The 24100-nt window shown below is 47.8% G+C and carries 18 protein-coding genes; 11 read left to right on the top strand and 7 right to left on the bottom strand.

Translation table 11 applies throughout. The features are described 5' to 3' along the window. Positions 1–7 precede the first annotated feature (7 nt). Genes ACJJI4_RS14765 through ACJJI4_RS14755 form a run of 3 tightly spaced genes read left to right on the top strand, consistent with a single transcriptional unit; the run spans position 8 to position 2803 of the window. Positions 8–1483 carry a dihydrolipoyl dehydrogenase family protein gene (locus ACJJI4_RS14765; protein WP_444925642.1) on the top strand — a complete coding sequence of 492 codons (1476 nt, stop codon included), beginning with the start codon at positions 8–10 and terminating at the stop codon, positions 1481–1483. After that, positions 1483–2157 carry a TIGR04283 family arsenosugar biosynthesis glycosyltransferase gene (locus tag ACJJI4_RS14760; protein ID WP_444925641.1) on the top strand — a complete coding sequence of 225 codons (675 nt, stop codon included), beginning with the start codon at positions 1483–1485 and terminating at the stop codon, positions 2155–2157. The genes ACJJI4_RS14765 and ACJJI4_RS14760 overlap by 1 nt, the downstream gene beginning before the upstream one ends. After that, a complete protein-coding gene (locus tag ACJJI4_RS14755; RefSeq protein WP_444925640.1) occupies positions 2150–2803 on the top strand; it encodes a TIGR04282 family arsenosugar biosynthesis glycosyltransferase in 654 nt (217 codons plus the stop codon). The genes ACJJI4_RS14760 and ACJJI4_RS14755 overlap by 8 nt, the downstream gene beginning before the upstream one ends. 25 nt (positions 2804–2828) lie before the next feature. Here the strand turns inward: ACJJI4_RS14755 and ACJJI4_RS14750 are convergent, their stop codons facing one another. Both ACJJI4_RS14750 and mltF read right to left on the bottom strand, forming a co-directional pair. Continuing rightward, positions 2829–3233, bottom strand: a complete 405-nt coding sequence (locus ACJJI4_RS14750; RefSeq protein ID WP_444925639.1) for a hypothetical protein — start codon at positions 3231–3233, stop codon at positions 2829–2831. Positions 3234–3327: 94 nt separating this feature from the next. Beyond that, positions 3328–4806, bottom strand: a complete 1479-nt coding sequence (gene mltF / locus ACJJI4_RS14745) for a membrane-bound lytic murein transglycosylase MltF (protein ID WP_444911352.1) — start codon at positions 4804–4806, stop codon at positions 3328–3330. A gap of 413 nt (positions 4807–5219) precedes the next feature. Here mltF and purL point away from each other — a divergent pair, with 413 nt between their 5' ends. The 3 genes from purL to ACJJI4_RS14730 all read left to right on the top strand — a co-directional run bounded on the left by purL (position 5220) and on the right by ACJJI4_RS14730 (position 10892). Further along, complete coding sequence (purL, locus tag ACJJI4_RS14740; RefSeq protein ID WP_444925638.1) at positions 5220–9086, top strand: phosphoribosylformylglycinamidine synthase; 3867 nt, start codon at positions 5220–5222, stop codon at positions 9084–9086. A 394-nt stretch (positions 9087–9480) separates the two neighbouring features. Further along, on the top strand, positions 9481–9804 hold the full coding sequence (locus ACJJI4_RS14735; RefSeq protein ID WP_282933807.1) for a TfoX/Sxy family protein: 324 nt from the start codon (positions 9481–9483) through the stop codon (positions 9802–9804). Positions 9805–10007: 203 nt separating this feature from the next. Then, positions 10008–10892, top strand: coding sequence for an aldo/keto reductase (locus ACJJI4_RS14730; protein WP_282933806.1), 885 nt, complete (start codon positions 10008–10010; stop codon positions 10890–10892). Here the strand turns inward: ACJJI4_RS14730 and ACJJI4_RS14725 are convergent. From ACJJI4_RS14725 to ACJJI4_RS14715, 3 genes are all read right to left on the bottom strand, one after another. After that, positions 10889–11389 (bottom strand): TrmH family RNA methyltransferase, encoded by a 501-nt coding sequence (locus ACJJI4_RS14725; RefSeq protein WP_444893068.1) that lies wholly within the window; start codon positions 11387–11389, stop codon positions 10889–10891. The genes ACJJI4_RS14730 and ACJJI4_RS14725 overlap by 4 nt on opposite strands. A gap of 74 nt (positions 11390–11463) precedes the next feature. Beyond that, a complete protein-coding gene (locus ACJJI4_RS14720; protein WP_444925637.1) occupies positions 11464–12060 on the bottom strand; it encodes an SLATT domain-containing protein in 597 nt (198 codons plus the stop codon). Between the two features lie 191 nt (positions 12061–12251). After that, entirely contained in the window at positions 12252–12968 is a 717-nt protein-coding gene (locus ACJJI4_RS14715) for an outer membrane beta-barrel protein (RefSeq protein WP_444925636.1), read from the bottom strand. Positions 12969–13391: 423 nt separating this feature from the next. Between ACJJI4_RS14715 and ACJJI4_RS14710 the strand changes: the two genes are divergently transcribed. From ACJJI4_RS14710 to ACJJI4_RS14700, 3 genes are all read left to right on the top strand, one after another. Next, positions 13392–14771, top strand: coding sequence for an SLC13 family permease (locus ACJJI4_RS14710; RefSeq protein ID WP_413662969.1), 1380 nt, complete (start codon positions 13392–13394; stop codon positions 14769–14771). A gap of 84 nt (positions 14772–14855) precedes the next feature. Next, positions 14856–17039, top strand: coding sequence for a S9 family peptidase (locus ACJJI4_RS14705; protein ID WP_444925635.1), 2184 nt, complete (start codon positions 14856–14858; stop codon positions 17037–17039). 305 nt (positions 17040–17344) lie between these two features. Next, the gene (locus ACJJI4_RS14700; RefSeq protein ID WP_444925634.1) at positions 17345–18013 is read left to right on the top strand and encodes a DNA-3-methyladenine glycosylase I; all 669 of its coding nucleotides are present in this window, start codon (positions 17345–17347) and stop codon (positions 18011–18013) included. 68 nt (positions 18014–18081) lie between these two features. Here ACJJI4_RS14700 and ACJJI4_RS14695 read toward each other — a convergent pair whose 3' ends face one another. Then, positions 18082–18870 carry an SIMPL domain-containing protein gene (locus ACJJI4_RS14695; protein ID WP_444925633.1) on the bottom strand — a complete coding sequence of 263 codons (789 nt, stop codon included), beginning with the start codon at positions 18868–18870 and terminating at the stop codon, positions 18082–18084. 373 nt (positions 18871–19243) lie between these two features. Between ACJJI4_RS14695 and ACJJI4_RS14690 the strand changes: the two genes are divergently transcribed. Then, entirely contained in the window at positions 19244–21448 is a 2205-nt protein-coding gene (locus ACJJI4_RS14690; protein WP_444925632.1) for a hypothetical protein, read from the top strand. Positions 21449–21586: 138 nt separating this feature from the next. On the opposite strand, the gene ACJJI4_RS14685 is transcribed toward ACJJI4_RS14690, so the two are convergent. Next, positions 21587–22195 carry a class I SAM-dependent methyltransferase gene (locus ACJJI4_RS14685; protein ID WP_444925631.1) on the bottom strand — a complete coding sequence of 203 codons (609 nt, stop codon included), beginning with the start codon at positions 22193–22195 and terminating at the stop codon, positions 21587–21589. Positions 22196–22835: 640 nt separating this feature from the next. Here ACJJI4_RS14685 and ACJJI4_RS14680 point away from each other — a divergent pair. After that, on the top strand, positions 22836–24053 hold the full coding sequence (locus ACJJI4_RS14680) for a hypothetical protein (RefSeq protein ID WP_444907544.1): 1218 nt from the start codon (positions 22836–22838) through the stop codon (positions 24051–24053). Positions 24054–24100: the final 47 nt, after the last annotated feature.

Genomic DNA, 24100 nt, shown 5'->3' with positions numbered 1-24100 from the left:
TCGATTTATGCAGAAACCTAAGAAATTTGATCGTAACTTAATTGTTATTGGTGGTGGTGCGGCGGGCTTGGTCACGGCTTATATCTCTGCGGCGGTCAAAGCAAAAGTTACTCTGATCGAAGCGGGTAAAATGGGTGGTGATTGTCTCAATACCGGTTGTGTACCCAGCAAAGCATTGATTATGTGCGCGCGGCAGGCCCATAGGGCGCGATGTGCAAGTGAGTTTGGCGTTATTCTTCAAGAGCCCGTAATTGATTTTCCCCGGGTTATGCAGCATGTCAGAGAATCTATTCAAGCAATCGAACCCAACGACAGTGTTGAGCGCTATACCGAGCTTGGGGTTGAAGTACTACAGGGAACCGCAGAGTTGGTAGACCCCTGGACGGTGAAGACCTGTCTAAACGATGGGGGAGAGCAAATACTGACGGCGAGAGCTATTGTATTGGCTACCGGCGCTGAGCCGAGTGCCCCGCCGTTTCCCGGGCTCGATCAAGTGAATTACCTCACAAGCGATACCTTGTGGGATCGCTTTACCCAGCTACAAGCTCCGCCCCGCCGACTGGTGTTATTAGGTGGCGGGGCAATAGGTTGTGAGCTGGCACAAGCATTGGTCCGGCTCGGTTCGCAAGTCGTCTTGGTAGAGAGATCCGATACTATATTACCGGAGCTTGATACGGAAGTAACCGCAGCCGTAACTGAGGCGCTCACCCGCGATGGTGTAGAAATATTAACAGATCATGAAGCCGTTGAATTTGAGGGTAGTCCTGAACGAAACGGTGGAACCCTAATTGTTCAGAATAAGGGCAATAAGGTTAGGTTGGAGTTTGATGAAGTAATTCTGGCGCTGGGTAGAAAAGCGAAATTGGCAGGTCTTGGGCTTGAAAACTTGGGCTTGCAGGAAAGTGGCAGGCTTCAATTGGATGGATGCCTGCGTACAACCTATCCCCATATTCTTGCTGCTGGAGATGTTGCTGGACCTTATCAATTTACCCATATGGCCTCCCACCAGGCCTGGTATGCGGCGGTGAATGCACTTTTTGGTGATCTCAAAAAATTTGCCGTAGATTATTCATTAGTTCCCAGTGCTGTATTTGTTGATCCTGAGGTGGCCAGTGTTGGCCTTTCTGGGGAGGCTGCTCGTAAACAGAATGTTAAGTACGAGATAACCCGCTACGATCTCGAACATTTAGATCGAGCGATTGTCGATGGCGCGCGTCGAGGTTTTGTGAAAGTACTTACGGTGCCGGGGAAAGATAAAATACTCGGTGTTTCCATTGTCGGTGAGAATGCAGCGGAATTAATTACGGAGTTTATTTTGGCTATGAAATATGGGCTGGGATTGAATAAGATTCTCTCAACGATTCATATCTATCCCACTATGAGTGAAGCCAATAAATTTGTTGCGGGCAATTGGAAACGTGCTCACGCACCAACAGCTATTTTACGTTTCTTAGAGGTTTTTAACCGCTGGAGGCGCAACTAATGCAATTCAGTGTGATAGTCCCTCTATTAAATGAAAAGGAGCAAATATCCTCTTTACTGGAGCACTTGCAGCATTTGAAAGTGCAGGAAGGTTGTGAAGTTATTGTCGTAGACGGCGGTAGTACCGATGGTAGTGTTGAGATTCTAGAGCAGTCTGGTTTGCGGCTGGTCCACGCCACTCGGGGTAGGGCGGTTCAGATGAATGCCGGTGCGTTAATGGCTAAAGGTCAGTGGTTAGTGTTTTTGCATGCCGATAGCCGTCTACCCGCAGATGCCCTCAAGTCCATCGCAAACCTCGAAAAGGAGAATGCCCACTGGGGGCGTTTTAATATTCAAATTGTCGGACACAGTTTTTGGTTTCCTTTGATTGCGACTCTAGTTAATTTACGCTCTCGTTTTAGTGGTATTGCTACAGGGGATCAGGCCATTTTTGTGCGCCGTGGTTTGTTCGAAGCTATCGGTGGATTCCCTGCGCAGCCGTTGATGGAAGATATTGAGCTGAGTCGTCGTTTGCGCAGTTATTACTGGCCCTATTGTTCTCGGGAAAAAGTAGAAACCTCAGGGCGTCGCTGGGAAAAGTACGGCGTATTGAGAACTATTTTATTGATGTGGCGATTGCGTTTTGATTACTGGCGGGGCGTATCAGCAGAGAGTTTGGCAAAGCGCTATGAGTAGTTTTCTATTGCCGCCCATGCGTCTTGTAGTGATGGCTAAGGCTCCGTTGCCAGGGTATGCAAAAACTCGGCTAATTCCTACTTTGGGAGAGAAGGGCGCAGCCGCTCTCGCATTACAGTTATTACAGGATACATTGGCAGAAGCGGTGAAGGCGGATCTGGGCCCTGTCGAGCTGCATGCTGCGCCCAACTCCCGGCACCTTTTTTGGCAGGAGTTCAAATTGCCTCGGGGAGTAAAGCTTTACAGCCAGTCAGAAGGTGATCTCGGTCGGCGCTTGTGGCAGGCTGCGAAAAGTTCTTACGCCGCTGGCCAGGGGTTCTTTTTGATGGGGACAGATTGCCCGGCATTAAATGCAGAAAGACTCCGAGCCGCGGCTGTGGCGCTAGTGCATACGGACTCCGTTATGTATCCCGCAAAAGATGGTGGCTACACCCTGTTGGGATTGAAGTATCTGCATTCTCGCTTGTTTGAAGATATATGTTGGAGTACTGAAGTCGTTGCCCAGCAAACCCTGGAGCGATTACAGGAATGTGATATGCAGTGTCAGCAATTGGATGTGCTTGCGGATATTGATGATCCTGAGGATTTGCAGTTTTTACCTAGAAATCTTTCGAGGCGTCTGGCAGATTTTCGGGAAGCAGATTAAAGGTAATCGAGAGTAAGAAGTATTTCTAGCTTGAACCAGGAAGTGCTGGCTTTAGGAATATAACTTCCCGCGTGACCTGCCAGCGCCCATTTTCATACACCAAATCTATCGCCAGTTTTAACAGTTGCTCCTGGCCAGCCAAATTATTTTTCCGCGAGAAGATTACTAAAGCACTGTTTTCATTTGCCACTATGTGGTGAATTTTTTTCCAGTCGTTGAGAGGTAGTTCACCCGCGTCACGCTTGGCTTTAAACATATTGATGAAGGCCGTTTTGTCTGCCACTGTGACCCGGTCCGAAGGGTCTAGTATGAAGACCTGCATTTCCCGATGGTAGACACTTTCCAGTTCGTCTTCTCTGCAGTACACCCCGGCCTGCACGAGGTAGTCAATAAACTGCTCGATCTCTCTTACCGTATCTGGATTATCCATCGCTCAGGCACTCCAATCGGGACCAGATGAATATAGATTAAGGTGGAGATATTAGGGGCTTTCTTCGGCCAGGTTAAGCTGGCCTAGAGGGGGATTAGAGAGCGGGGGCGGCGCTGGCTTCGGAATTCACTGCACTGTTCTCAGCAAGGATCCCACCGTTTTCATCATTGGCTGCGGCCAGTCGTTGTTCCTCGATGCGGCTACTCCAGCTCAGAAGGGCTTGATAGTGGCGAATATTCTGTACATAAGTCACCGGCTCCCAGCCTCGGGCATAGCCGTGTTTGGTGGTCTTGTAATACTGACGCTTGGCCAGAAGGGGCAGGTGTTCGCGCACATCGGGCCAAAGATCTGGATTGCCGCCCATTCGTTCTGTCAGTACCCGGGCATCCTCAAGGTGGCCATAGCCTACGTTGTAGGCAGCCAGGGCCATCCAGGTTCTGTCGGGCTCGCGAATGCGATCCGGCAGTTTGTTGCGGATTTGTACGATATAGCGGGCACCACCCTCAATGCTCTCTTCGGGGTTTAGGCGGTTTACACCGAGATCTTTTGCGGTGTTCAGAGTCAGCATCATCAGGCCGCGTACACCGGTGCGAGAGCGGGCACGCGGATTCCAATAGGATTCCTGGTAGCTGAGGGCCGCGAGTAAGTGCCAGTCGAGGTCATATTGGTCGGCAACCTTTTGCATGGTGCCGCGCCACTGGGGCAGGCGCTCGCGGCTGCGCTTGGCAAAGGCCTTGGCGCCGCCCACATTTAGGTCGCTGACGTGGCCGAAAAATTCTTCCCGCAACTGGGCAATCATGCCATTGGTATTGGCGCGCAACATAAAGCGGCGTGCACTGCGATAGAGGCTGTCGTCATCACTTTGTGGGAAGGCCCAGGAAACCGGCTGAAACTGGGTGAGGTTGAACGCAACCGCAGTGTTTGGGTAAAGGCCGCGGTGAACTGCATAGGCGTTGGAATCGACAATTGCATAATTGTATTTTCCTTCCTGCACCATCTCTACCAATTCCATGGCGTCCACGTCGGAAACTTCCTCCCAATCCAACTCGGTATAGCGGGCGGAGAGTTTCTTCATTTCTTCTGCGTGAGCACTGCCGGCAATGACGGCGACCTTTTTTCCTTCGAGATCGCTAGTTTTGCGCGGCCGCTGTTCGCCAACTCGGTAGATAACCTGTTGGCGAATCTCAAAATAGGATGGGGTAAAGCGGACTTGTTCGCGACGCTCTGGAGTTACCGTGAGGCCGGCAGCTGCGAAGTGCGCGCCACCCTCCGGGTCGCGCAGCTGATCGAACATTTCGTCCAGATCGTGCACGTCGCGAATTACCAATTTCACCCCCAGCTCTTCAGCAAATGCACGCAGCATGCCGTATTCAAAGCCGGTCGGGTTGCCGGAGGCGTCTTCGTAATAAGTGGTGGGGCCGTTTTGTGACAGGACAACCAATTCACCGGTGGCTTTGACACGCTCGAGCGTATTTGGTGCTTTACTGGCAACCAGCAGGGAGGCGCAGCAGGACAAGGCGATCCCTTTGCACACACGGCGGACGTAGCGCAGCATACGGCTTTTCATCATCATAGGCTGTCCTCTCTAGCTAGTCCGTTGGTTTATTTGCTGTTGTGCCTAAGGCCCTGTATGTCGATTTCGCTCTCAAATACGAAGGCAAAATTTGACGCAGTCCGCCAATTTTACATTATTTGACGACAATCTGCCCAGTTTGTCTTTTGAACACTGTGATCTGCGCGCTTGCAAAGCATTACAGACTTAGGTAAGCGAGCCTGGCTTTGATACAAAGTTGGTTTATTTACAGCCAAGCTTGCTGGTCTTTTGAACATTCAGGTTACTAATTAGTTCATGTGTACCCAAGTGTCGGGCGGGTGTGTTGGAGTAGCGATGCTTCAGGTACAATTGCGCCTCTCAAATTTCCGGGGCCTTGTGCGAAATCCCATTCGCGCAATCTTTCTCATTTAGACAAGAGGCTATCTCCCGCAATGTTAGTTCTGCGTGGTGCTCCTGCACTGTCGAAATTCCGCCATAAAAACCTGCTCAATCAACTGCGCGCGCTGCAACCGACCATCGACGATCTCTACGCTGAGTTCGTTCACTTTGCAGACAGCGACTCACTGGATAACCAGGAGATGGCCCTGCTGGAGCGACTGCTCCAATACGGCCCAACCGAGGAAAAGCACGAGCCGAAAGGCGAGTTGATCCTGGTAGTGCCGCGTCCGGGCACAATTTCTCCCTGGTCTTCCAAGGCTACTGACATTGCTCATAACACTGGCCTGAACAAAGTTCATCGCTTGGAGCGTGGCATCGCCTACTACGTTACCGGTGTCGAGTTAACTGAAGCTGAACGCCTTGTGCTGGCCTCCCGCTTACACGATCGTATGGTTGAAGCGGTATTCACCGATTTTGCTCAAGCTGAGCAATTATTTGTGGAAGAAGCGCCGCGCCCGTTGCGCGGTGTGGATATTCTCGAGGGCGGTCGCGAAGCTCTGGAAGATGCCAATGTTACCTTGGGCTTGGCCTTGGCCGAAGATGAGATTGATTACCTGCTCACCAGCTTCCAAGAGCTGGAGCGCAATCCCACAGATGTAGAGCTAATGATGTTTGCCCAGGCAAACTCCGAGCACTGCCGCCACAAGATCTTCAATGCCTCCTGGACCATCGACGGCGAAGAAATGCCGCACTCCCTGTTCGGCATGATTAAGAATACGTACCAGAAGGGGGGGGACAATGTGTTGTCCGCCTATGCGGATAATGCAGCCGTCGTTACTGGTAGCGAAGCGGGGCGTTTCTACCCGGATCCTGACAGCAAGGAATACGGTTTCAGCACTGAAGCCATTCATCTGCTGATGAAAGTGGAAACCCACAATCATCCTACCGCGATTGCTCCTTTCTCCGGTGCTGGTACCGGGGCCGGTGGTGAAATTCGTGACGAAGGTGCAGTTGGCCGTGGCTCCAAACCGAAAGTGGGCCTGACCGGTTTTACGGTTTCCAATTTGCGCATTCCCGGCTGGGAGCAGCCTTGGGAAGCCAACTATGGCAAGCCTGAGCGTATTGTTACCGCTCTGGATATTATGATCGAAGGCCCGATCGGTGGTGCAGCATTTAACAATGAGTTTGGCCGCCCGAATATCTGCGGTTACTTCCGTACCTTTGAAGAAAATTTCGATGGCGAGCGTCGTGGCTATCACAAGCCGATCATGTTGGCTGGTGGTTACGGCAATATCCGCGAAGAGCATGTAGACAAGCCCGAGTTTTCCCCTGGCGCCAAACTGGTAGTGCTGGGTGGCCCGGCCATGTTGATTGGCCTCGGTGGCGGTGCAGCCTCCAGTATGGCCAGCGGCTCCAGTTCTGAAGATCTGGATTTCGCTTCAGTACAGCGCCAGAATCCGGAAATCGAGCGTCGCTGCCAAGAGGTGATCGACCAGTGCTGGCAGCTGGGTGAGAGCAATCCCATTGCCTTTATCCACGATGTGGGTGCGGGCGGTTTGTCCAATGCTTTCCCCGAGCTGGTAAAAGATGGCGGTACCGGCGGTAATTTTGAACTGCGCAATGTGCCCTGTGATGAGCCGGGTATGAGCCCGCTGGAAATCTGGTGTAACGAATCCCAGGAGCGCTATGTACTGGCGGTTATGCCGGAAGACCTGGAGCGCTTCGAGCAAATCTGTGAGCGTGAGCGCGCGCCTTACGCCGTTGTGGGTGAAGCTACCGAAGACAAGCACTTGCTGTTAAATGACAAGAAGTTTGAATCCAAGCCTGTAGACCTGCCGATGTCGGTGTTGTTCGGCAAGCCGCCGCGCATGCACCGTGAAGCAGAAACTCGCCAGGTGGAAAGTAAGGTATTTTCCACAGTAGATATCGACCTGAATGAAGCGGCTGAGCGGGTGCTGCGCCTGCCCACAGTTGCTAGCAAGAGCTTCCTGATCACCATCGGTGACCGCACTGTAACCGGTCAGGTTTCCCGCGATCAGATGGTCGGTCCCTGGCAGGTGCCGGTGGCCGATTGCGCGGTAACTACCGTTGCCTATGACAGCTACGCCGGCGAAGCCATGTCTATGGGTGAGCGCACCCCGGTGGCATTGCTGGATGCACCGGCCTCGGGCCGCCTGGCAGTGGGTGAGGCAATTACCAATATCGCCTGTACCCCAGTGAAGCAACTGTCCGATATCAAACTCTCCGCCAACTGGATGTGTGCAGCGGGCCATCCGGGTGAAGAGGAAAAACTTTATCGAACCGTAGAAGCGGTGGGTATGGAGTTGTGTCCTGAATTGGGCATTACCATCCCGGTGGGCAAAGACTCCATGTCTATGCGCACTGCCTGGGAGGAAGAGGGCGAGCAGAAATCGGTTACTGCACCGCTGTCTCTGGTAATTTCTGCCTTTACTCCGGTAACTGATGTCCGCAAGACAGTGACACCGCAGCTGCGCACCGATAAAGGTGAGAGTGAGTTACTGTTTATCGATCTGGGTGCCGGCAAAAATCGCTTGGGCGGCTCCTGTCTGGCGCAGGTCTACAACGAGCTGGGTGACAAGCCCGCAGACCTGGACGATGCCAAGAAGCTGAAAGGTTTCTTCGAGGTGGTACAGCAGGCTCTGAATGAAGACCTGATCATGGCCTACCACGACCGCGCTGACGGCGGTCTGTTTACAACCCTGGCGGAAATGGGCTTTGCCGGCCGCGTGGGTATGGATGTGGAAATCTACGAATTGGGTGAAGACCCGATTGCGGCGCTGTTCAGTGAAGAGCTGGGTGCGGTATTGCAGGTTCCCGCCTGTGAAGCGGATATGCTGGTACAGCGCTTTGCCGCTGTGGGTGTACCCACCCACAAGATCGGTTACCTGAACAATAACGAACACCTGTGCATCACCAATAACGGTGTTGAAATCTTCAAGCGCTCCCGTGCTGAATTGCAGCAGATCTGGTCAGAAACCAGCTACCGTATCCAGTCCCTGCGTGATAACGCCGAGTGCGCCGAGCAGGAATTCGCTGTAATTGCCAAAGAAGACCCGGGCCTGACAGTAAACCTCACTTTCGATATCAACGACGATATCAGCGCACCCTATATCGCTAAAGGTGTTCGCCCGAAAGTTGCTGTACTGCGAGAGCAGGGTGTGAATAGCCAAGTGGAAATGGCGCACTCTTTCCACCGCGCTGGCTTTAACGCTGTCGACGTACATATGAGTGACATTCTGTCTGGCCGTGTAGCGTTGGATGAGTTCAAAGGCTTGGTGGGCTGTGGTGGCTTCTCTTACGGCGACGTACTGGGTGCCGGTGAGGGGTGGGCTAAAACCATCCTGTTTAACGATCGTGCCCGCGATCAGTTTGAGGGCTTCTTCAATCGCAACGATACCTTCGGCTTGGGGGTGTGTAACGGTTGCCAGATGTTCTCAGTGATCAAAGAGCTGATTCCAGGTGCGGATCACTGGCCGCGCTTTGTGCGCAACCTCTCTGAGCAGTATGAAGCGCGCTTCGCACTGGTAGGCATTGAAGACTCACCTTCCGTGTTGTTTAAAGGTATGGCGGGTACTTACATGCCGGTTGCCGTTGCTCACGGTGAGGGGCGAGTGGAGTTTGCTGACCAGCAGGCGCTGAAGAAGTGTGAAGCTTCCGGCACTATCGCGATGCGCTACCTGAATAACAAAGGGGAAATTACCCAAACTTATCCGGCCAACCCCAACGGCTCGGTAAATGGTATTACCTCCCTGAGTTCTGAGGATGGCCGCGTGACTATTATGATGCCGCATCCTGAGCGTGTTGCTCGAGCTGTCAGCAATAGCTGGCATCCAGATGAGTGGAAAGAAGATTCCGGCTGGATGCGCTTGTTCCGCAACGCGCGGGTGTTTGTCGACTAAGACAAGTCATTCCCTCGGTTTTTGCCTGCCGAGGTACGCGTAAAGACTGTGGTGGCCGTTTCAGGTCACCACAATCTTTAGTAAAAATAGAAATATTTCTGTAATATTTTTCAGCCCTTTCATTTCCTGGCGTATTTTTTCCCTTCCTTAAAGTAGAAACTTCAGCTACTGCTATACTTAAACGATTATTCGAAATAACGTTTTTGCTATGGTGCAGTTATCTGTTGTATTTGCAGTTTACTTGCTCATTGCTCCATCCAATGTCTTGCTGGGATTAGGGTTCACATTTAATTCCGCTCGATTCTTTTCAAATTTCATCGTTTTTAACCTTTTCAGAAAAAAGCGGTTTCTGAGGGGGTATTCCTGCCTGGTAAAAGTGATTAAGGAGAAAACTATGGCGTACAGCGAAACTCTGGCTGAAAAAGTGCGCAAATTACTTCAGGGAAATGAAGGCCTCAGTGAAAAGCAGATGTTTGGAGGTCTCGCTTTTATGTTGAATGGCAATATGGCCTGTGGGGTTGTTGGAGAGGAGTTGATGGTCCGGGTTGGGCCTGATGAGTATCAAACTGCGTTGGCCGAACGCTATACACGGCCTATGGATTACACTGGGCGCCCCTTAAAAGGCATGGTATATGTGGAAGAAGATGCTGTCGCAGAGGATTTGGATAACTGGGTCAGTCGTGGAGCGGTATTTGCGGGTTCACTTCCTCCAAAATAATCGCTTATATTCACTGAACTTAGAAAATTAGTTTCTTTTTATTGCGTGGTGAGTGATTAGCAGTCAGGAGTTGGCGTGTGTTCGCTGTTTTCTACGCGTTGACTTCTGTTCGGCCTACACTCAGCGAAATAAATGTGACCCCGGTTATATTCCCTCTTGGTCCTTGCTGATTTACCGCTCAGTAGTCTGAAAGGATATTGATTATGTATTTTCTCGAATTGAATAACGGTGTAGAGATACCTCAGCTCGGCATGGGAATGGCTGCGATTGGCAGCTGGCAGCAGGATGATGAGTATGTAACAGAAGTTATTTTGAAAGCCATGTCTGTGGGATATCGTCATTTTGACACAGGATCGGTCTACGGAAATGAGCGAGCTCTGGGAAGAGCGATCAAAGAATCCGGCCTAGCGAGGGAAGAGCTTTTTATTACCAGTAAAGTTTGGGATACGGAGCAGGGAACTAATAAAACTCACGATGCATTTGCCCGTAGCCTGGAGCGATTGCAGCTGGAATACTTGGATCTATATCTGATCCACTGGCCTATGCCGGCCTATACCCGGGAAACCTGGGGAGCAATGGAGGCGCTTTACCAGCAGAAAAAAGTGCGGGCCCTGGGGGTGTCAAACTTTCGTAAATCTGATATTGAACAACTGGCGACTTTCTCGGAAGTGCGCCCTGTTTGTAATCAAATTGAACTGCATCCCTACTTCACACAGCAGCCTTTAGTCGATTATTGTCAGTTCCATAAAATTGCGATTTGTAGCTGGTCTCCTTTGGGGTCGGGATCTACATGGAGCGGTGTTGAGGCTCATGAAAAACCTCTCATAGATCCAGTAATTGTGGATATTGCGCAAAATCATGGGGTGACTTCGGGGCAGGTTATCCTTAAGTGGAATATCCAGCAGCATCGCATAGTTATTCCCAAGGCGGAAAGCCTGGATCACATACGCAATAACTTCTTATTGTCTGATTTTAATTTAAGCAATGCAGAGATTCAGGCAATTAATGGATTGAACTGCAATAAAAGGTTGGGCGGTGATCCCGATTATGTTAATCAGAAAAACATAATGGTCAAAGTGCCCGATTAAATTTTTTCCAGTAAAGCATAGGTCGCTATAGCGCAGGCAGAAGTAACATTCATTGAGGAATTGATACCCTGCATAGGTATGTGTACCACAGCATCTGCCAGTTCAAGGAGTTCAGGGTTAACCCCATCCTTTTCAGAACCCAATACCAAACATATTTTATTCCCTTTGGAAACGGGGGTATCTTTGAGTTCGACGCTATTTGAGGCAATCTCCAGGCAAATTAATCGATAGCCCTTATTTTTTAAGGTTTGCGCGATATTGACTGCAGATGAGTGATATTCGTAGGGAACGTACTTTTCTGTAGACCGGGAAACTTTCCGAATTTTGGAATTAGGTGGAACCAGGCTTTCACCAGTTAAATAAATTTTCTCTACGCCGAGTGCATCGGCGATACGAAATAGGCCGCCGATATTACTCGGTGTGCCGATATCGGTGGCTAAATAGCATAATGGGTAAGTGTCTGTGCTGGGTTGATGACTACTGTGATCTGTCTGCATTTTTCGGTTTGTTACTATAGGAAGTGGGGAAGTTACCACTTCCCCAGGAAAGTACTGCGGTATTGATGGGGGAGTTAGCGGCTGCTCTCTGCGATTTCGAGAGCCTCCTCGGCGACTCTTTGTGCAGCGGCCTGGCGATTACGCATCTGTTCTACCAGGGAGGGCTCCCGGTTGGCCTTTTGATTCTGGATATGTACCGCTTGCCTGTATACCTTATCTGACACAATAAACTCTTCCGCTCGCTGGTTGATTTCGCTGTAGCGTGTATTCAGTTCTGAGATCTTCTTGGATAGATGTTCAAGATCCAGGATATTGTCGAAGTAAAGGGCGATCAGCCGCTCGCACTCCCTGGCGATTGCCAGGTACTCGTTGCCTACCTGCCGGTGTCCCTCATAGTTCTTTTTAAAATTGAAGAAAGTTTGCACACCGCCCAATAGCGCGGCCAGCAGGGCCAGCGCCGCACCACTCCACTTGGTCCAATCAGGCAGCTCAGCATTGATCAAGGAGAAGAAAAGCGAACCGAGGAATAAGTTGACGACAACGATGGGCACCCCGCAAAGCACATGCAAATTGCGCCCCTTCATAGAGGCTCGAAAGTGGCTGTGTTTGCACAGGTGAGCATTCCAGCGGAGCTTCTCCAGGACTTCCACGGTATTGGGTATAGTGCTCATGATTCCTTTCCGCCCTCATTCTACTTCTAGCTATTGTGGGCGATAGTTTGACGGATGTCAGCGAGATGTACAGGGGAGATGACCAGATTCGAAAGTTTGGACTACGGGGTGGTTCTAGATGTTCCGTTTTAAGCTCTAGGAGAAGGTAAGTGGGCACTTACTTCCTCCCGGGGAGAATTGCTTTACATAGATTAGAAGCTGTAAATGATTCCCAGTGCAGTGAAGTTAGCTTTTTCATCTTCTATTTCAAAGATGGTGTGTTCAAGGCCAATATCCCAAGTGCCAATAGACCAGGATATTTCTGCACCATAGTAGGGATTACTGCTGCTCTCTTTCTCAGCATCCCAATCTACAGACGACCAGAAGTCATCTGCCCCCTCGAGTTCTCCACTTGGGTTGTACCCGCGAGAGACCCAGACGTAACTAGCTGTGCCGCTAGAGGTTTTACGCCATTGGTGAACTCCAATTCTGGCGCTTGCGCTTAAGTGCCTGTGCAATTGTGCAGTAAAGGCTGTGCCGAGACTGTACGATTTATACTTGGTTTTATCATAGCCAGTAGAAAGACTATATTCGGTATGTCTATAGCCATCATTGTCAGAATGGTCTTCATCGATCAGTTTATATGCAGATTGCTCTTTCCTACCCAGATCAGTCATCCCTGCTTCAATAGCAATATACTTATTGATGCGATAACCAAGAGTAAATCCATAACCAGTAGAGTCTAAGTCTTCCTTGGTCACATAGGCGCTATCGGAGGTGTCAAGGTTTGTGTAACCTAGAGAAGCCTTCAGGTAGGAGGTGTCAAACTGTGTGAAACCCAGAGAAGCCTTTAGGTAGAAAGGCTGCTCTTCTGCGTAAATACTAGAGCTGAATAGTGCGATAACAGCGGCGAGAGTGGTGTGCTTCAAGGGGGCCTCATATACTAACTGGTCGTTTTTTATATTAGCACCTCACTTTAGGGTGGCGAGGCACCTATTTAGTGTGGGCTAAAAATAATGGAATGTTACTACTATATATTTTTCCCTGTTCTCCTAAAAGTGCCCTTAAAAGGATTTTCTTACTTGATGGGCTCAACTCAATTAGTGGCTACTTGCTTACATCACAAAGTGAAGGTTAGTACTGCGAGTGAAAGTCAAGCAGTTGTGTACACTCCATGCTGCTCTTAAACGCTTGTAGAACTTCTTCCTCTGAGGTACTGCGCAGACCACCTACTTTATTGTATTTTGTATGCCTGCCTGAGATATGCTAACAGATGCCTTTACTGGCCTGAATCCAGAATCTCAGGAAATATAAACTTATAAAAATCAACCCTTGAGTTGTTGGGGGCAGGTATGTCGATTGCGCGGCAGCGCTTTATAGTTTTGGGGCCTCTTTTTGCTGTGGCCTTCTATTTCTTTTTATCAGCGTTGGGGATGCAATATCTACCGGCAGTAACTGCTGCAATTACCTTGTTAACAGTGATCTGGTGGATAACGGAGGCACTGCCAATCCCCGCAACGTCACTGGTGCCTTTTGTCCTCTTGCCTCTATTTGGAGTGGCGGATCATCGGGAGGTGGCAGCTTCCTTGGGAAGTCATGTCATTCTGTTACTGATGGGGGCCTTTATTTTGTCCAAGGCCCTGGAGAAAAGTGGGGCTCACGAGCGCCTTGCCCTGTATATGTTGCGTATTGTGGGGGTCTCCAGCGGCCGCAGGCTGGTGCTCGGATTTATGCTGGCAGCAGGCTTCCTGAGCATGTGGATTTCCAACACTGCTACCACATTGATGATGCTGCCTATAGCCCTGGCAATTCTCAGTAAGATCGACAACGAACGCTTAAGTATTGCCCTGATCCTGGGTATTGCCTATGCCGCAAGTCTGGGTGGGGTAGGTACTCCTCTGGGCACGCCGCCCAATGTTATTTTTATGGGAATATACGAAGAAGTAACCGGACGAGAGTTTAGCTTCCTGGGTTGGATGAAAATAGGAGTCCCAGTTGCTTTGGTGACGCTGCCTATAATGGCCCTCTGGCTGACTCGTCATGTGCATCTGAAAAATGACATTGAGCCCCCTCAAGTGGGAGAGTGGAGGCAAGAGGAAAAGCGAACCTTAATGGTTTTCGGTGTGGCAATTCTCCTATGGGTTACTCGCAATGCACCGTTTGGTGGTTGGAGCGAATTGATAGGTATTGATGCTGCCGGTGATGGAACCGTGGCTCTAGCAGCCGTTGTCGCTATGTTTCTAGTGCCTAACGGTAAGGGAGGGCGCCTGCTCGATTGGCAGACGGCAGAGACGATCCCCTGGGGAATGCTATTACTGTTTGCCGGTGGTATAGCGCTAGCAAAAGGTTTCTCCAGTTCCGGCCTGAGCGATATGCTCGGCAACGGTCTTTCTTTCCTGACGGCGATGCCACTGTGGTTGTTGTTGGTCATTCTATGCCTTAGTGTGACCTTCTTGACAGAGATAACCAGCAATACAGCTACGGCAACTCTACTTATGCCAATTTTAGCTGTAGCCGCCACTTCAGCGGGTTTTGAGCCCATGGTGCTGATGATACCTGCGGCGATGAGTGCCAGCTGCGCATTTATGCTGCCTGTAGCTACAGCGCCTAATGCGATTGCTTATGGAACCGGTAAAGTACGTATACAGGATATGGTTCGAGAGGGCGCGATACTTAGTGTGACGGCATCGCTGATAATAGCGGGGATGAGCTGGTTGATCCTGGCTGGTTAGTGTTTGTCTATATCATAGCCAGCGTGAGATGTGCATAAGCAGGCGAATGGATAAAAGAAAAATAGATAGGGGAGATAGAGTTCGATGAATAAAACCACAGCAACACTGTTGCTCACCCTTGGTTTAGTAGGGTGTGGCGAGACAGAAAATAACCAAGTAGCAGAAGACAAAACCTTGTTTAGCGAACAGGCTTCCGCTCCTGTAGCCAAGAAGGTGCCCCATAAAATGGTTATGCATGGCCACGAGCGCATCGATAATTACTACTGGATGCGCGACGATGAACGTAAGGCGCCAGATGTTATTGCTCATCTGGAAGCAGAAAATGCTTATACCGATTCGGTAATGCACCACACCAAAGAGTTACAGGAATTACTCTTTGAGGAAATGACTGGTCGTCTGGAGAAAGATAAATCAACGGTCCCCGTTTACTATAATGGTTATTGGTATTACAGCCGCTATCTTCCCGAGAAAGAATACGCGATCCACGCGCGACGTAAAGGGACCCAGGAAGCACCTGAAGAGGTTATGCTGGATGTGAATGTGCTGGCTGAAGGCCACGGCTACTTTAGTGTAGGGCGCTTGGCGGTTTCTCCCAATAATCAATTGGTAGCATATCCTGAAGATAGTGTTGGGCGCCGTGTTTACACGATTCGCTTCAAGGACTTAAAGACTGGTGAAATGCTGCCAGATAAATTGGAGAATGCTTCACCAGTTGCGGTTTGGGCAAACGATAACCAAACTGTCTTCTATATCAATAAAGACCATCAAACTCTGCTCGGCTATCAGGTAATGCGCCATAAGTTGGGCACGCCGCCAAGTGAAGATGTTGTTGTTTACGAAGAAATGGATAAGGCTTTCTATACGTGGATTTCCAAATCCCGGGATGGAGAGCTGATACGCATTCACCACAGTTCTACAACTAGCAGTGGCCAGTCAATCCTGGATGCGAACACCCCTCTTGCTGATTTTACTCCCTTATATCCCCGGGAAGAGGACCATGAGTATTCAGCGCTAAAGTTAGGGAATGATTTTTATATCATGACTAACTGGCAAGCTGAAAACTTCCGCCTTATGAAGGTTGCCATCGGGGATGCAGCAGATAAGTCTAATTGGCAGGAAGTCATACCTCATAGTAGTAAGGTTTTGTTGGAAGATTTCACTTTATTTGATCATCATCTGGCAGTAATAGAACGAAAAGCGGGGCAAACAGGTCTCCGAATTATCAATTTAGAGAATAATAAGGACCTTCAAGTCGGGTTTAATGATCCAGTATACAGACTGGGCTTGAGTTCAAACCCAAACTTGGATTCAGAGAGTGTTCGAGTATCTTATTCGAGTTTAACGACACCAAATAGTGTTTATGAAGCCAAGCTGGATAGTGGCGATTTGGAATTGCTTAAGCAAGACAAGGTTCTGGGTGGTTTTGACCCAGAGCACTATCAGAGCGAGGGTATCCTGGTAGCGGCACGAGATGGTGTTAAGGTGCCGGTATCTTTGGTTTATCGTAAAGATAAGTTTAAGAAAGATGGCTCTAATCCATTACTGCAATATGCCTATGGCTCATACGGTAGTACCGTTGACCCCTGGTTCCGCTCTTCAGTGGTATCCTTGCTTGATCGAGGTTTTGTATTTGCTATTGCCCATATTCGTGGCGGCCAAAAGTTGGGGCGTGGCTGGTACGAAGATGGAAAGATGTTCAATAAAAAGAATACTTTCACTGATTTTATCGACGTTACCAAGGCGTTGGGGAAATTAAAATATGGCGCCCCTGATAAGATCTTTGCTTCAGGTGGCAGTGCCGGGGGGCTGTTGATGGGGGCGGTAGTCAATATGGAGCCGGATTTGTACCGGGGAGTTACTGCGGCGGTGCCATTTGTTGATGTGGTAACTACCATGCTGGATGAGTCAATTCCCCTGACCGTTAATGAGTATGACGAGTGGGGCAACCCTAATAATAAGGATAGTTATGAATATATGCTTTCCTATTCTCCCTATGACCAGGTGAAAGCTCAGGATTACCCCAATATGTTGATAACCACTGGGCTACATGATTCCCAGGTGCAATACTTTGAGCCAATGAAATGGGTGGCAAAGTTACGCGAGTTGAAGACTGATGAAAATCAGTTGTTATTTAATACCAATATGGAAGCAGGTCACGGTGGCTCTTCGGGTCGTTTCCGTCGCTATAAGGAGACCGCTTTACAGTATGCATTTTACCTCGATTTGCTCGGGTACAAAAATGGAGAGACTGATAAGAAGGTTAAGTAATAAATAGGTTATGCTTATTTTAGAGATATGGGTCTGATTATGGGTGGTTAATTATTCTTTATACCTCTGCTTAAGTATCATGTAAATAAAGGGGAGCTAGCTCCCCTTTATTTATTGGGGAAATTGAAGTGTCCTTTTCTTTTTCAGCCTCCTGAAATATTAACTTCTAGAGCCAGCTGGCTTTTCGTGTTGTTTGGGCAGGATAAACGCGCACCACCTTTTTAGTATTCCGCTAAAACTCCAAATGCTTTGAATTTCTACTTATAGGCGTAGAATGGAGGTAGATTTACTGGAAGGTCTGAATTATGCGTGAGTTCGCTGCCATTGAGGCACCTGTGATTGATCGATTTGGAGGGGTAGATGGACTTCAGTCGAAGCTGGTGAAGCCAAAGCCTGCGCAGCTCTTGAGAGAGATACATGATAGTCAGTGGTTGTCATCGGCATCTCGGGCTGTTTTTCAAGCCGGTTTTAGTTGGAAGGTTGTTGAAAAAAAGTGGCCGGATATAGAGAAGATCTTTTATGGCTTTGATGTTTCGTTCTGTCGTTACTTACCGGAAGAGGCGTTAGATGACCTAATGCGGCAGGAAGGTATGATCAAGCACTGGACTAAAACTCGCTCCATTCAGAGAAATGCAGACTTCTTTTGGCATTTATCTAATGAGCATGGAAGTTTGGGAGCGTATTTCTCTAGCTGGAATACAGGCAACTATATCGAGAATCTTCTGTACTTGCGTAAAGGTGGTGATCGACTCGGCGGTAAGACTGCCCAAGTATTTCTAAGACGAATGGGAGTTGATACTTTGGTTTTTGCAAGTGATACCATTCGAGCCTTAATCCGAGAAGGGGTTGTCGACAAGTCTCCCTCCTCCAAGAAAGACTGGGCTGCACTAAAAGCAGCCATCGAAACTTGGCAGTCCCAGTCAAATCGTAGTTTGAATGAGATTAGTCAGATATTATCACTTTCGGTAGGTTAAACAACTGGGGTATTTAGTTGGTAGAAGTATCTATTTCACTCCTGCCAACCTGAATGCTTAATCGAAAGTTAATCGGTTGTAGCTGACGGCACAACCTGAAAGTCCACGGACAACGAAGCTTCATACTGAACTTCGTCGAAGGAACTAACCTCTGTTTCTATATATGCTTCTGAAAAGCTATCTTTAAGTTTACTGTTTCTAGCTCTGGAAGCAGTAACGATAACCTCTTCTATTGCTCCAGCTCCCGCTGTCCCATGATAGCCGATATTATTTGTACGGACATTAACTGGTGTTAACTGAATGCTCAGGGTTCTCTCATAGTCAGCTTTTTGTTCCATGATTTTGGCTAGTGCCTTAGATCGGACCTTTTTTGTATATTCAGATACTTCTGAATGCTCAAAAGAAGTACTCACTATTTCTATTTCTTTATTTTCATCGGTTAGCCTTGCGATAGACTGTAAATGTCCCTCCTTGTTAATAGTTATTGCAACCCTGTTAATAACTTTATAGCTGGAAGGATTTTTGCCTAGCCAACCAAATTGTGGGGAAGATGAAAATTTTGAATTTTTAATCTTAGCTCGGTCTATGCCAGCCTTTATTAAGCTCTCGGTTAATTGTTCACGCAAAGAACTATTGTTAGCAATGGCGTCTGATAGGAGGGGCTCTTCAGTGGTGACAATAATATTGACTATAGCCTGGTCTGAATAAGCCGTTTCTTTTGCACTGCCGTGGAGAGTCACAACTCTTGATGTTGGGTAAATTAGGTCGCGTAAGTCCTGGGGGGAGCCTTTAATCTCTGGGGTTGCCATTGAAAGGCTGGGAATGAGTAGCGAAGCTAAAAGAGCAAGTCTTTTCATATTGACACTTCCAAACTGTGAATAAATGACAATCTATCAGGAAACAGGCTTATTGCCGATCAATAGCACTATATCGGCTTTCCTAGTTTCTATCCAATTGTTGCAGCTGAAACCGTTCGTTGTAGTTGTATATTCGCAAAGTATCGCCCAATTACCATTCATGATACGACTACTACTGCTTTGGTATTTTAGTACCGTTTATCGCTGCAAAATTACCACTTATCGGTCTCAGCCAGGTTCTAAAACCAGTTCACAGACAATCGATTGCATCACTTTAAAGTGCGCACTTGGTCATCAATTGAGGATAAAAATTCAATGGATGACAGCAAGCAATAACAAATTATCTTAGTGACATACGAGTTGGGCAGAGCTGATGGGTTTACTGGTAAATAAGAAGTTAATAGCGCTTTCTTTGACGGCATTGCTGGCCGCGTGTGGAGGTGGTGGAGGGAGCTCCTCTTCGGATTCGGATAACCCCTCTTCAGATAGTAACGGTAGTGGTAATAATAGTGGCGGTAGCGGTAGCGATCAGGGTTCGTCCGGCAGCGATGATAATCCGATCTCGGATAATGTGGGCACTACAGTTGTAGTGGGGGACGTAGAGCATACAGATTTAGGCTTCGCCTCTTTGACTGCCATTGACGTAACGTTGCCAGAAGGTATGAACAGTGCCCGTGAGGTTTACCAAATGGCGCACTATATAGCGCGCACTGACGGGGAGCAGGATGAAGAGGATATTGATATCCCGATTCGTAGTTATACTGCGACCTGTGCAACAGATACCGATACTCCGAGAATGTTTGTTTCCACTACTTTGTCAGAGGGGGACACTGCTGCGGATACAACTCACGGTTCTATTTATGAGCTACAGTATGATCCGGATACTTCCAGTTTTGAGCCAACAGGTAATGCAACGCTGTTAAATCAGTGTTATGAATCCCACGGTGTGGCTGTAAGCTCTGATTGCTCCACAGTAGCAGTTCTATGCAATACAGATTATCAAGCCAATGAGCGTTATGAGGTTGAAGCTGACCTTGTTGAGCAATACGGTTCAACGTGGATGAAAATGGAAGATAACATTGACACTATTGAATCCCGTATTGCGAATGAAATTGGTCTTCTGGTTGCGACCAATCACGGTAAATATATCGACTTCTTTACTGAACACCCTACGCTGACGTTTGACGATTTCCTTGCCGGTTTGGAGGCAAACTTCCCGGATACTGATTTTGGGGATTCGCCATCCTTTACCACTATTAAAGGGTCCGATATGCAAGAGGAGATGGAGTATATTATTTCCAGTCTTTCCTCTGGCGACTATGACGATTTACTGCAGCACATTCGAGATGCCAGTTACAGCTATAACGAGCAAATTTGGCTGCTAGAGTGGGAAAATCAGCCTTTAAGTGAAGTTCCTGATGCTTACGTAGTAAATAAAATGCACGGTGGAACTCATCTTGGCGCACAAGAGCTGATTTATGTTGAGGATGACAGCCAGGGTCGTAGTAGCTATGGTTTCTCAGTTTCTGCACGGGTATTTGATGGAAATGGGAGTTCTCACTATTCGGCAGGCTTAACGGTTATTGACCGTAATAATTGGTCCCTGGATATGAGCAGCTCAGATAATCGCGGTTGGTATTGGGCCTGCGGCGACGGTCACGTAGTAAATATTCGCTCATTCTATAATCCAGACAATGAGATGTTTGGTGCAATTTGCACCAGTGATTGGAACGACTGGATAGGTAGCACTCATGGGCAACTAGGTACTATTGCAGTGAAAATGGAAACTTCCAGTTCGTCTACAGAAGGGCGCTTTAATCACTTCGTACCATCAACGTCTGCGATGGTATCTAATGGTGGCGGTCATACTGTTGTACCAGTGGATGCCAATACGAACCTTTCTTTGATCGTCTCGCCTAAATATATTGAAGATGCGAATATGGATCGCTTTCTCCAGGATGAAGTTGGGGTTGATCTATCTGGGGAAGGTCCGTTTGATGAAGATTGTGCAGATTACGACACCACAAACTGTTTCCTGTCCTATATGAGTTATAACTATTGGGAAGATGATGATAGTTTCTCCACAATAACAAGGCAGGGACTTTATTCCGGTGATGCACTAGATTCCAGCTCTTTAACCCGTATTGGCATCGCCAAAGTCAGCTCTACCGGTAGTATGGAAGGCCAGGGTTTTAATTGGTTGGTTGAGGATGATGATTGCCAAATTAGTGATCCACAACTTATTGATTTAAAAAATGGACGTTACTTATTTGGGTATGCAAAGTTCCAGTGTATTTCTGATAACCTGGCCTATAACCGTATTTATGCCGACAGCGGCTCTAAAAGATTATTAGTGCCAAAAGCCTATTATGTAATGGAAGTCGATGCAGATCTAAACGTACTTGAAGGGCCAATCGAGTTACCTAATTATGGATGGGGTGGTTTGGATGAGCCTATGTACTTAGGTGATGGAAAAGTAGCTTGGACTTATATTAAAAACCCCACCTACGATAACTATGTGAGTGGTCAGCAAAATGTTTGGCAGGCGATGATTTACCACTCAAATAGCGTTAATTAATTTTTTCTCCTGAACTGTTGTAATGATACTGGGAGATAAATTTGGTAAGGGGGCTCCCCCTTACCGCTCTCCTGCTTTTTTTTAATGGAATTCGTCCTGGTTTCTGAAATGTGGCCGCGTATATGGGGAATGAAGAACTTACTTTTTTGCTATCAAAAAAATTGATTCCTTACTAGGCTGCCACTCCTTATTGATAAGAAAACCAACTCGTGTAAGCTTGTCTAAAAGCTCCTGTCTGTCAATTTTGTGGACATAAGGGGCCAGGTTTATGCGTTGCATCACTGGGATCAGGAATCGCCAATTGCTTTTCTTAATTAATGCAGTACTTGATACAAATATGCCCCCCGGTTTTAATAAATTGTAAACCCGCGCGATAGCACCATCTATATCCTCCAGAAGATGTAATATATTTAGCCCTAAGATAGCGTTAAAACTATCTGGTTCGAATTTTAGTGAACCTAAGGTGCCTTGTTGAAAACTTATATTTTTAATAGCGGCACTTTTTACTTTTTGCTTAGCAATATCCAGCATCTTCTCGGAAATATCAATAGCAGTTATACTGTTTACATAGGGAGAATGATGAATAGCGGTGCTGCCGGTGCCGCATCCAAATTCCAGTACGGACCAGTCTGCCTGAAAATATTCTTGTGTTATAGCCAGTTTTCTCTTGTAACTTTTTAAATCTTTTATAGGGCTTTTGGCATAGCGCGCTGCAGTTTTATCCCAAAACTTTTTTGGCTCTATCATTTTTTCCTTCCTACTGTAGATGTTCAATAAGTATGCATTCGGTCGGTGGATAACCTACTACTAGATGATTACCTTTTGATTTTAAGTATATGTAGTATATTTCCCGAGTCGTTAGCCCCTAAAAATTATCTCCGTAGAGGTGCTCATATATTTATACCTTGTAATTCTTGCTGCATGTTTTAATTTAGTGCCACAATTTTTTATGGAAAGGGTGCATAACGTGTCATAGGTATATCGATAGAAAAGTGGCTACGATACTTGTGTGCTACGATAGGGGCTGATCAAAATTTAAACGATTTCAACCTTTTCTTTACGTAAGTTATTTCTTCGAAAAGATAGCTTGCGCCAAAAGTTTTTTTGGAAGTGCTCACTCACCTTTAGCTTTATCAATACTGTGACCTAGAGCGAAGTCGCGGTTCTTAGTTTTTGCGAACTTTGTCACATTCAGCTAAACCTCCTTCTCTTTATGACTATAAGGTCATACTGCTTGTCGCCCTAAGATTCTGTTTGGCGCTATTAGTCATATTCTTGGCACTTATTAACCGGATACCTTTCGCAAGCCATAAAACAGTCTCGGCAACATAAAAAGACAATTTAAAAAATTGGGACCAAGCCCGAGCAAAAATAAAAGGACATCACAATGACACTTTATCAACGATTGGGTGCGAGCTTCTCCTTACTATTAGCGGGGCTTTTGGGATCAGCCTCTGCAAGTGCGGATAACTGCTACATCCTGGTTCATGGCCATGGTACTGAGGGCCATATCAAGCAGCGTACTAACTCCCAGGGTAATCTTGAGCAGCCGGCTTTAGATTATTGGAGTGAGGCCTACTTCGATGAATACGCGGGTAGTGACTTTATTGAACAGTTGCGTGTAAATGGCGGCAATTACGGTGTGGTTGGTTACAACTCCACCGATGAGGGCGAGATGCCCTACTGGCATGACGGCACAGCAGGTGAAATCGCTCGGCAGATAATCGCTATTCGCAATGGCGAAGGCGATGATTATGAGCATGAAAACCAGTGTGCTGCCGATGATACTTTCTACGTGATTGCCCACAGTCAGGGCGCTACCCAGATGATGTACCTCGCGGGCAATGCCGTACCGGGGTCCCCTTACTATAACCGTGCTTACAACCAGCTGGATTCCAATACTGTGACCGAAACCTCGAAGGTTTGTACTGGCTCCTGGTTCTGGAAAAGCTGTAAGACGAAAACCGAAACCGTTAATGTCGCAGGTCTGAATGATAGCTACGCAGTTGAAGTGGACTTTGATACTGCCATTAGCGGTATCGCGGCAATCTTTACTACTGGTGGTGCAATCACCGGTACAGAAGGGGTTGATCGACTGTGTAACGGTAGCTGGATCGAAGATTTGATCAACGATTGGTTTATCGGTCGTGAGTGCGCAGCAGTACGTTACCTGCAAACCAATGATGTCTATGCTGTACGCAACTATGTCGGCACCAACCTGGCTGCACCGGTTTATACCATTGGAGGCTACGCCGGTTTCCCAGGTATTGAGAGTGCTAGCTCTTTGCTGTTGGGCGGTGAGGACGATGGTTATATCAATCTGGCCTCCCAGATGAACTGCTCTGGTTCTGCTAAGCGCAACTTGTGGTCAAATCTGAAGGAATACAAGACCTTCTTGGGTATTGCTTACGGAAGCGCTATCTTCTCCTGTGATAATGACAATAAGGGGACAGCGCGTTCCTATAACCTGGCGAGCATTTATACCGATCATGACGCTCAGCGTAACGGCGGTATTATGGCCCCAGACTACACCGGTATCCCCGATGGCCTGAACTGTGGTGCCGGTAAAAATACGGCTGGTCGTATTGCTGCCTGTACAGAGTAATTAATTCATCGTTTTAAAAAAGCCCGCTTAAAAGCGGGCTTTTTAGT

Source organism: Microbulbifer maximicatervae (SeqCode) (assembly GCF_052467305.1).
This window is presented reverse-complemented; position numbering and strand designations above follow the sequence as displayed.

Coding starts and splice junctions, on each gene's coding strand:
- ACJJI4_RS14750 (WP_444925639.1), bottom strand. CDS start 3,233: ATGGATAATCCAGATACGGTAAGAGAGATCGAGCAGTTTATTGACTAC.
- ACJJI4_RS14720 (WP_444925637.1), bottom strand. CDS start 12,060: ATGAGCACTATACCCAATACCGTGGAAGTCCTGGAGAAGCTCCGCTGG.
- ACJJI4_RS14760 (WP_444925641.1), top strand. CDS start 1,483: ATGCAATTCAGTGTGATAGTCCCTCTATTAAATGAAAAGGAGCAAATA.
- ACJJI4_RS14695 (WP_444925633.1), bottom strand. CDS start 18,870: ATGAAAAGACTTGCTCTTTTAGCTTCGCTACTCATTCCCAGCCTTTCA.
- ACJJI4_RS14735 (WP_282933807.1), top strand. CDS start 9,481: ATGGCGTACAGCGAAACTCTGGCTGAAAAAGTGCGCAAATTACTTCAG.
- ACJJI4_RS14730 (WP_282933806.1), top strand. CDS start 10,008: ATGTATTTTCTCGAATTGAATAACGGTGTAGAGATACCTCAGCTCGGC.
- ACJJI4_RS14690 (WP_444925632.1), top strand. CDS start 19,244: ATGGGTTTACTGGTAAATAAGAAGTTAATAGCGCTTTCTTTGACGGCA.
- ACJJI4_RS14700 (WP_444925634.1), top strand. CDS start 17,345: ATGCGTGAGTTCGCTGCCATTGAGGCACCTGTGATTGATCGATTTGGA.
- purL (WP_444925638.1), top strand. CDS start 5,220: ATGTTAGTTCTGCGTGGTGCTCCTGCACTGTCGAAATTCCGCCATAAA.
- ACJJI4_RS14705 (WP_444925635.1), top strand. CDS start 14,856: ATGAATAAAACCACAGCAACACTGTTGCTCACCCTTGGTTTAGTAGGG.
- ACJJI4_RS14685 (WP_444925631.1), bottom strand. CDS start 22,195: ATGATAGAGCCAAAAAAGTTTTGGGATAAAACTGCAGCGCGCTATGCC.
- ACJJI4_RS14765 (WP_444925642.1), top strand. CDS start 8: ATGCAGAAACCTAAGAAATTTGATCGTAACTTAATTGTTATTGGTGGT.
- mltF (WP_444911352.1), bottom strand. CDS start 4,806: ATGATGATGAAAAGCCGTATGCTGCGCTACGTCCGCCGTGTGTGCAAA.
- ACJJI4_RS14680 (WP_444907544.1), top strand. CDS start 22,836: ATGACACTTTATCAACGATTGGGTGCGAGCTTCTCCTTACTATTAGCG.
- ACJJI4_RS14725 (WP_444893068.1), bottom strand. CDS start 11,389: ATGCAGACAGATCACAGTAGTCATCAACCCAGCACAGACACTTACCCA.
- ACJJI4_RS14755 (WP_444925640.1), top strand. CDS start 2,150: ATGAGTAGTTTTCTATTGCCGCCCATGCGTCTTGTAGTGATGGCTAAG.
- ACJJI4_RS14710 (WP_413662969.1), top strand. CDS start 13,392: ATGTCGATTGCGCGGCAGCGCTTTATAGTTTTGGGGCCTCTTTTTGCT.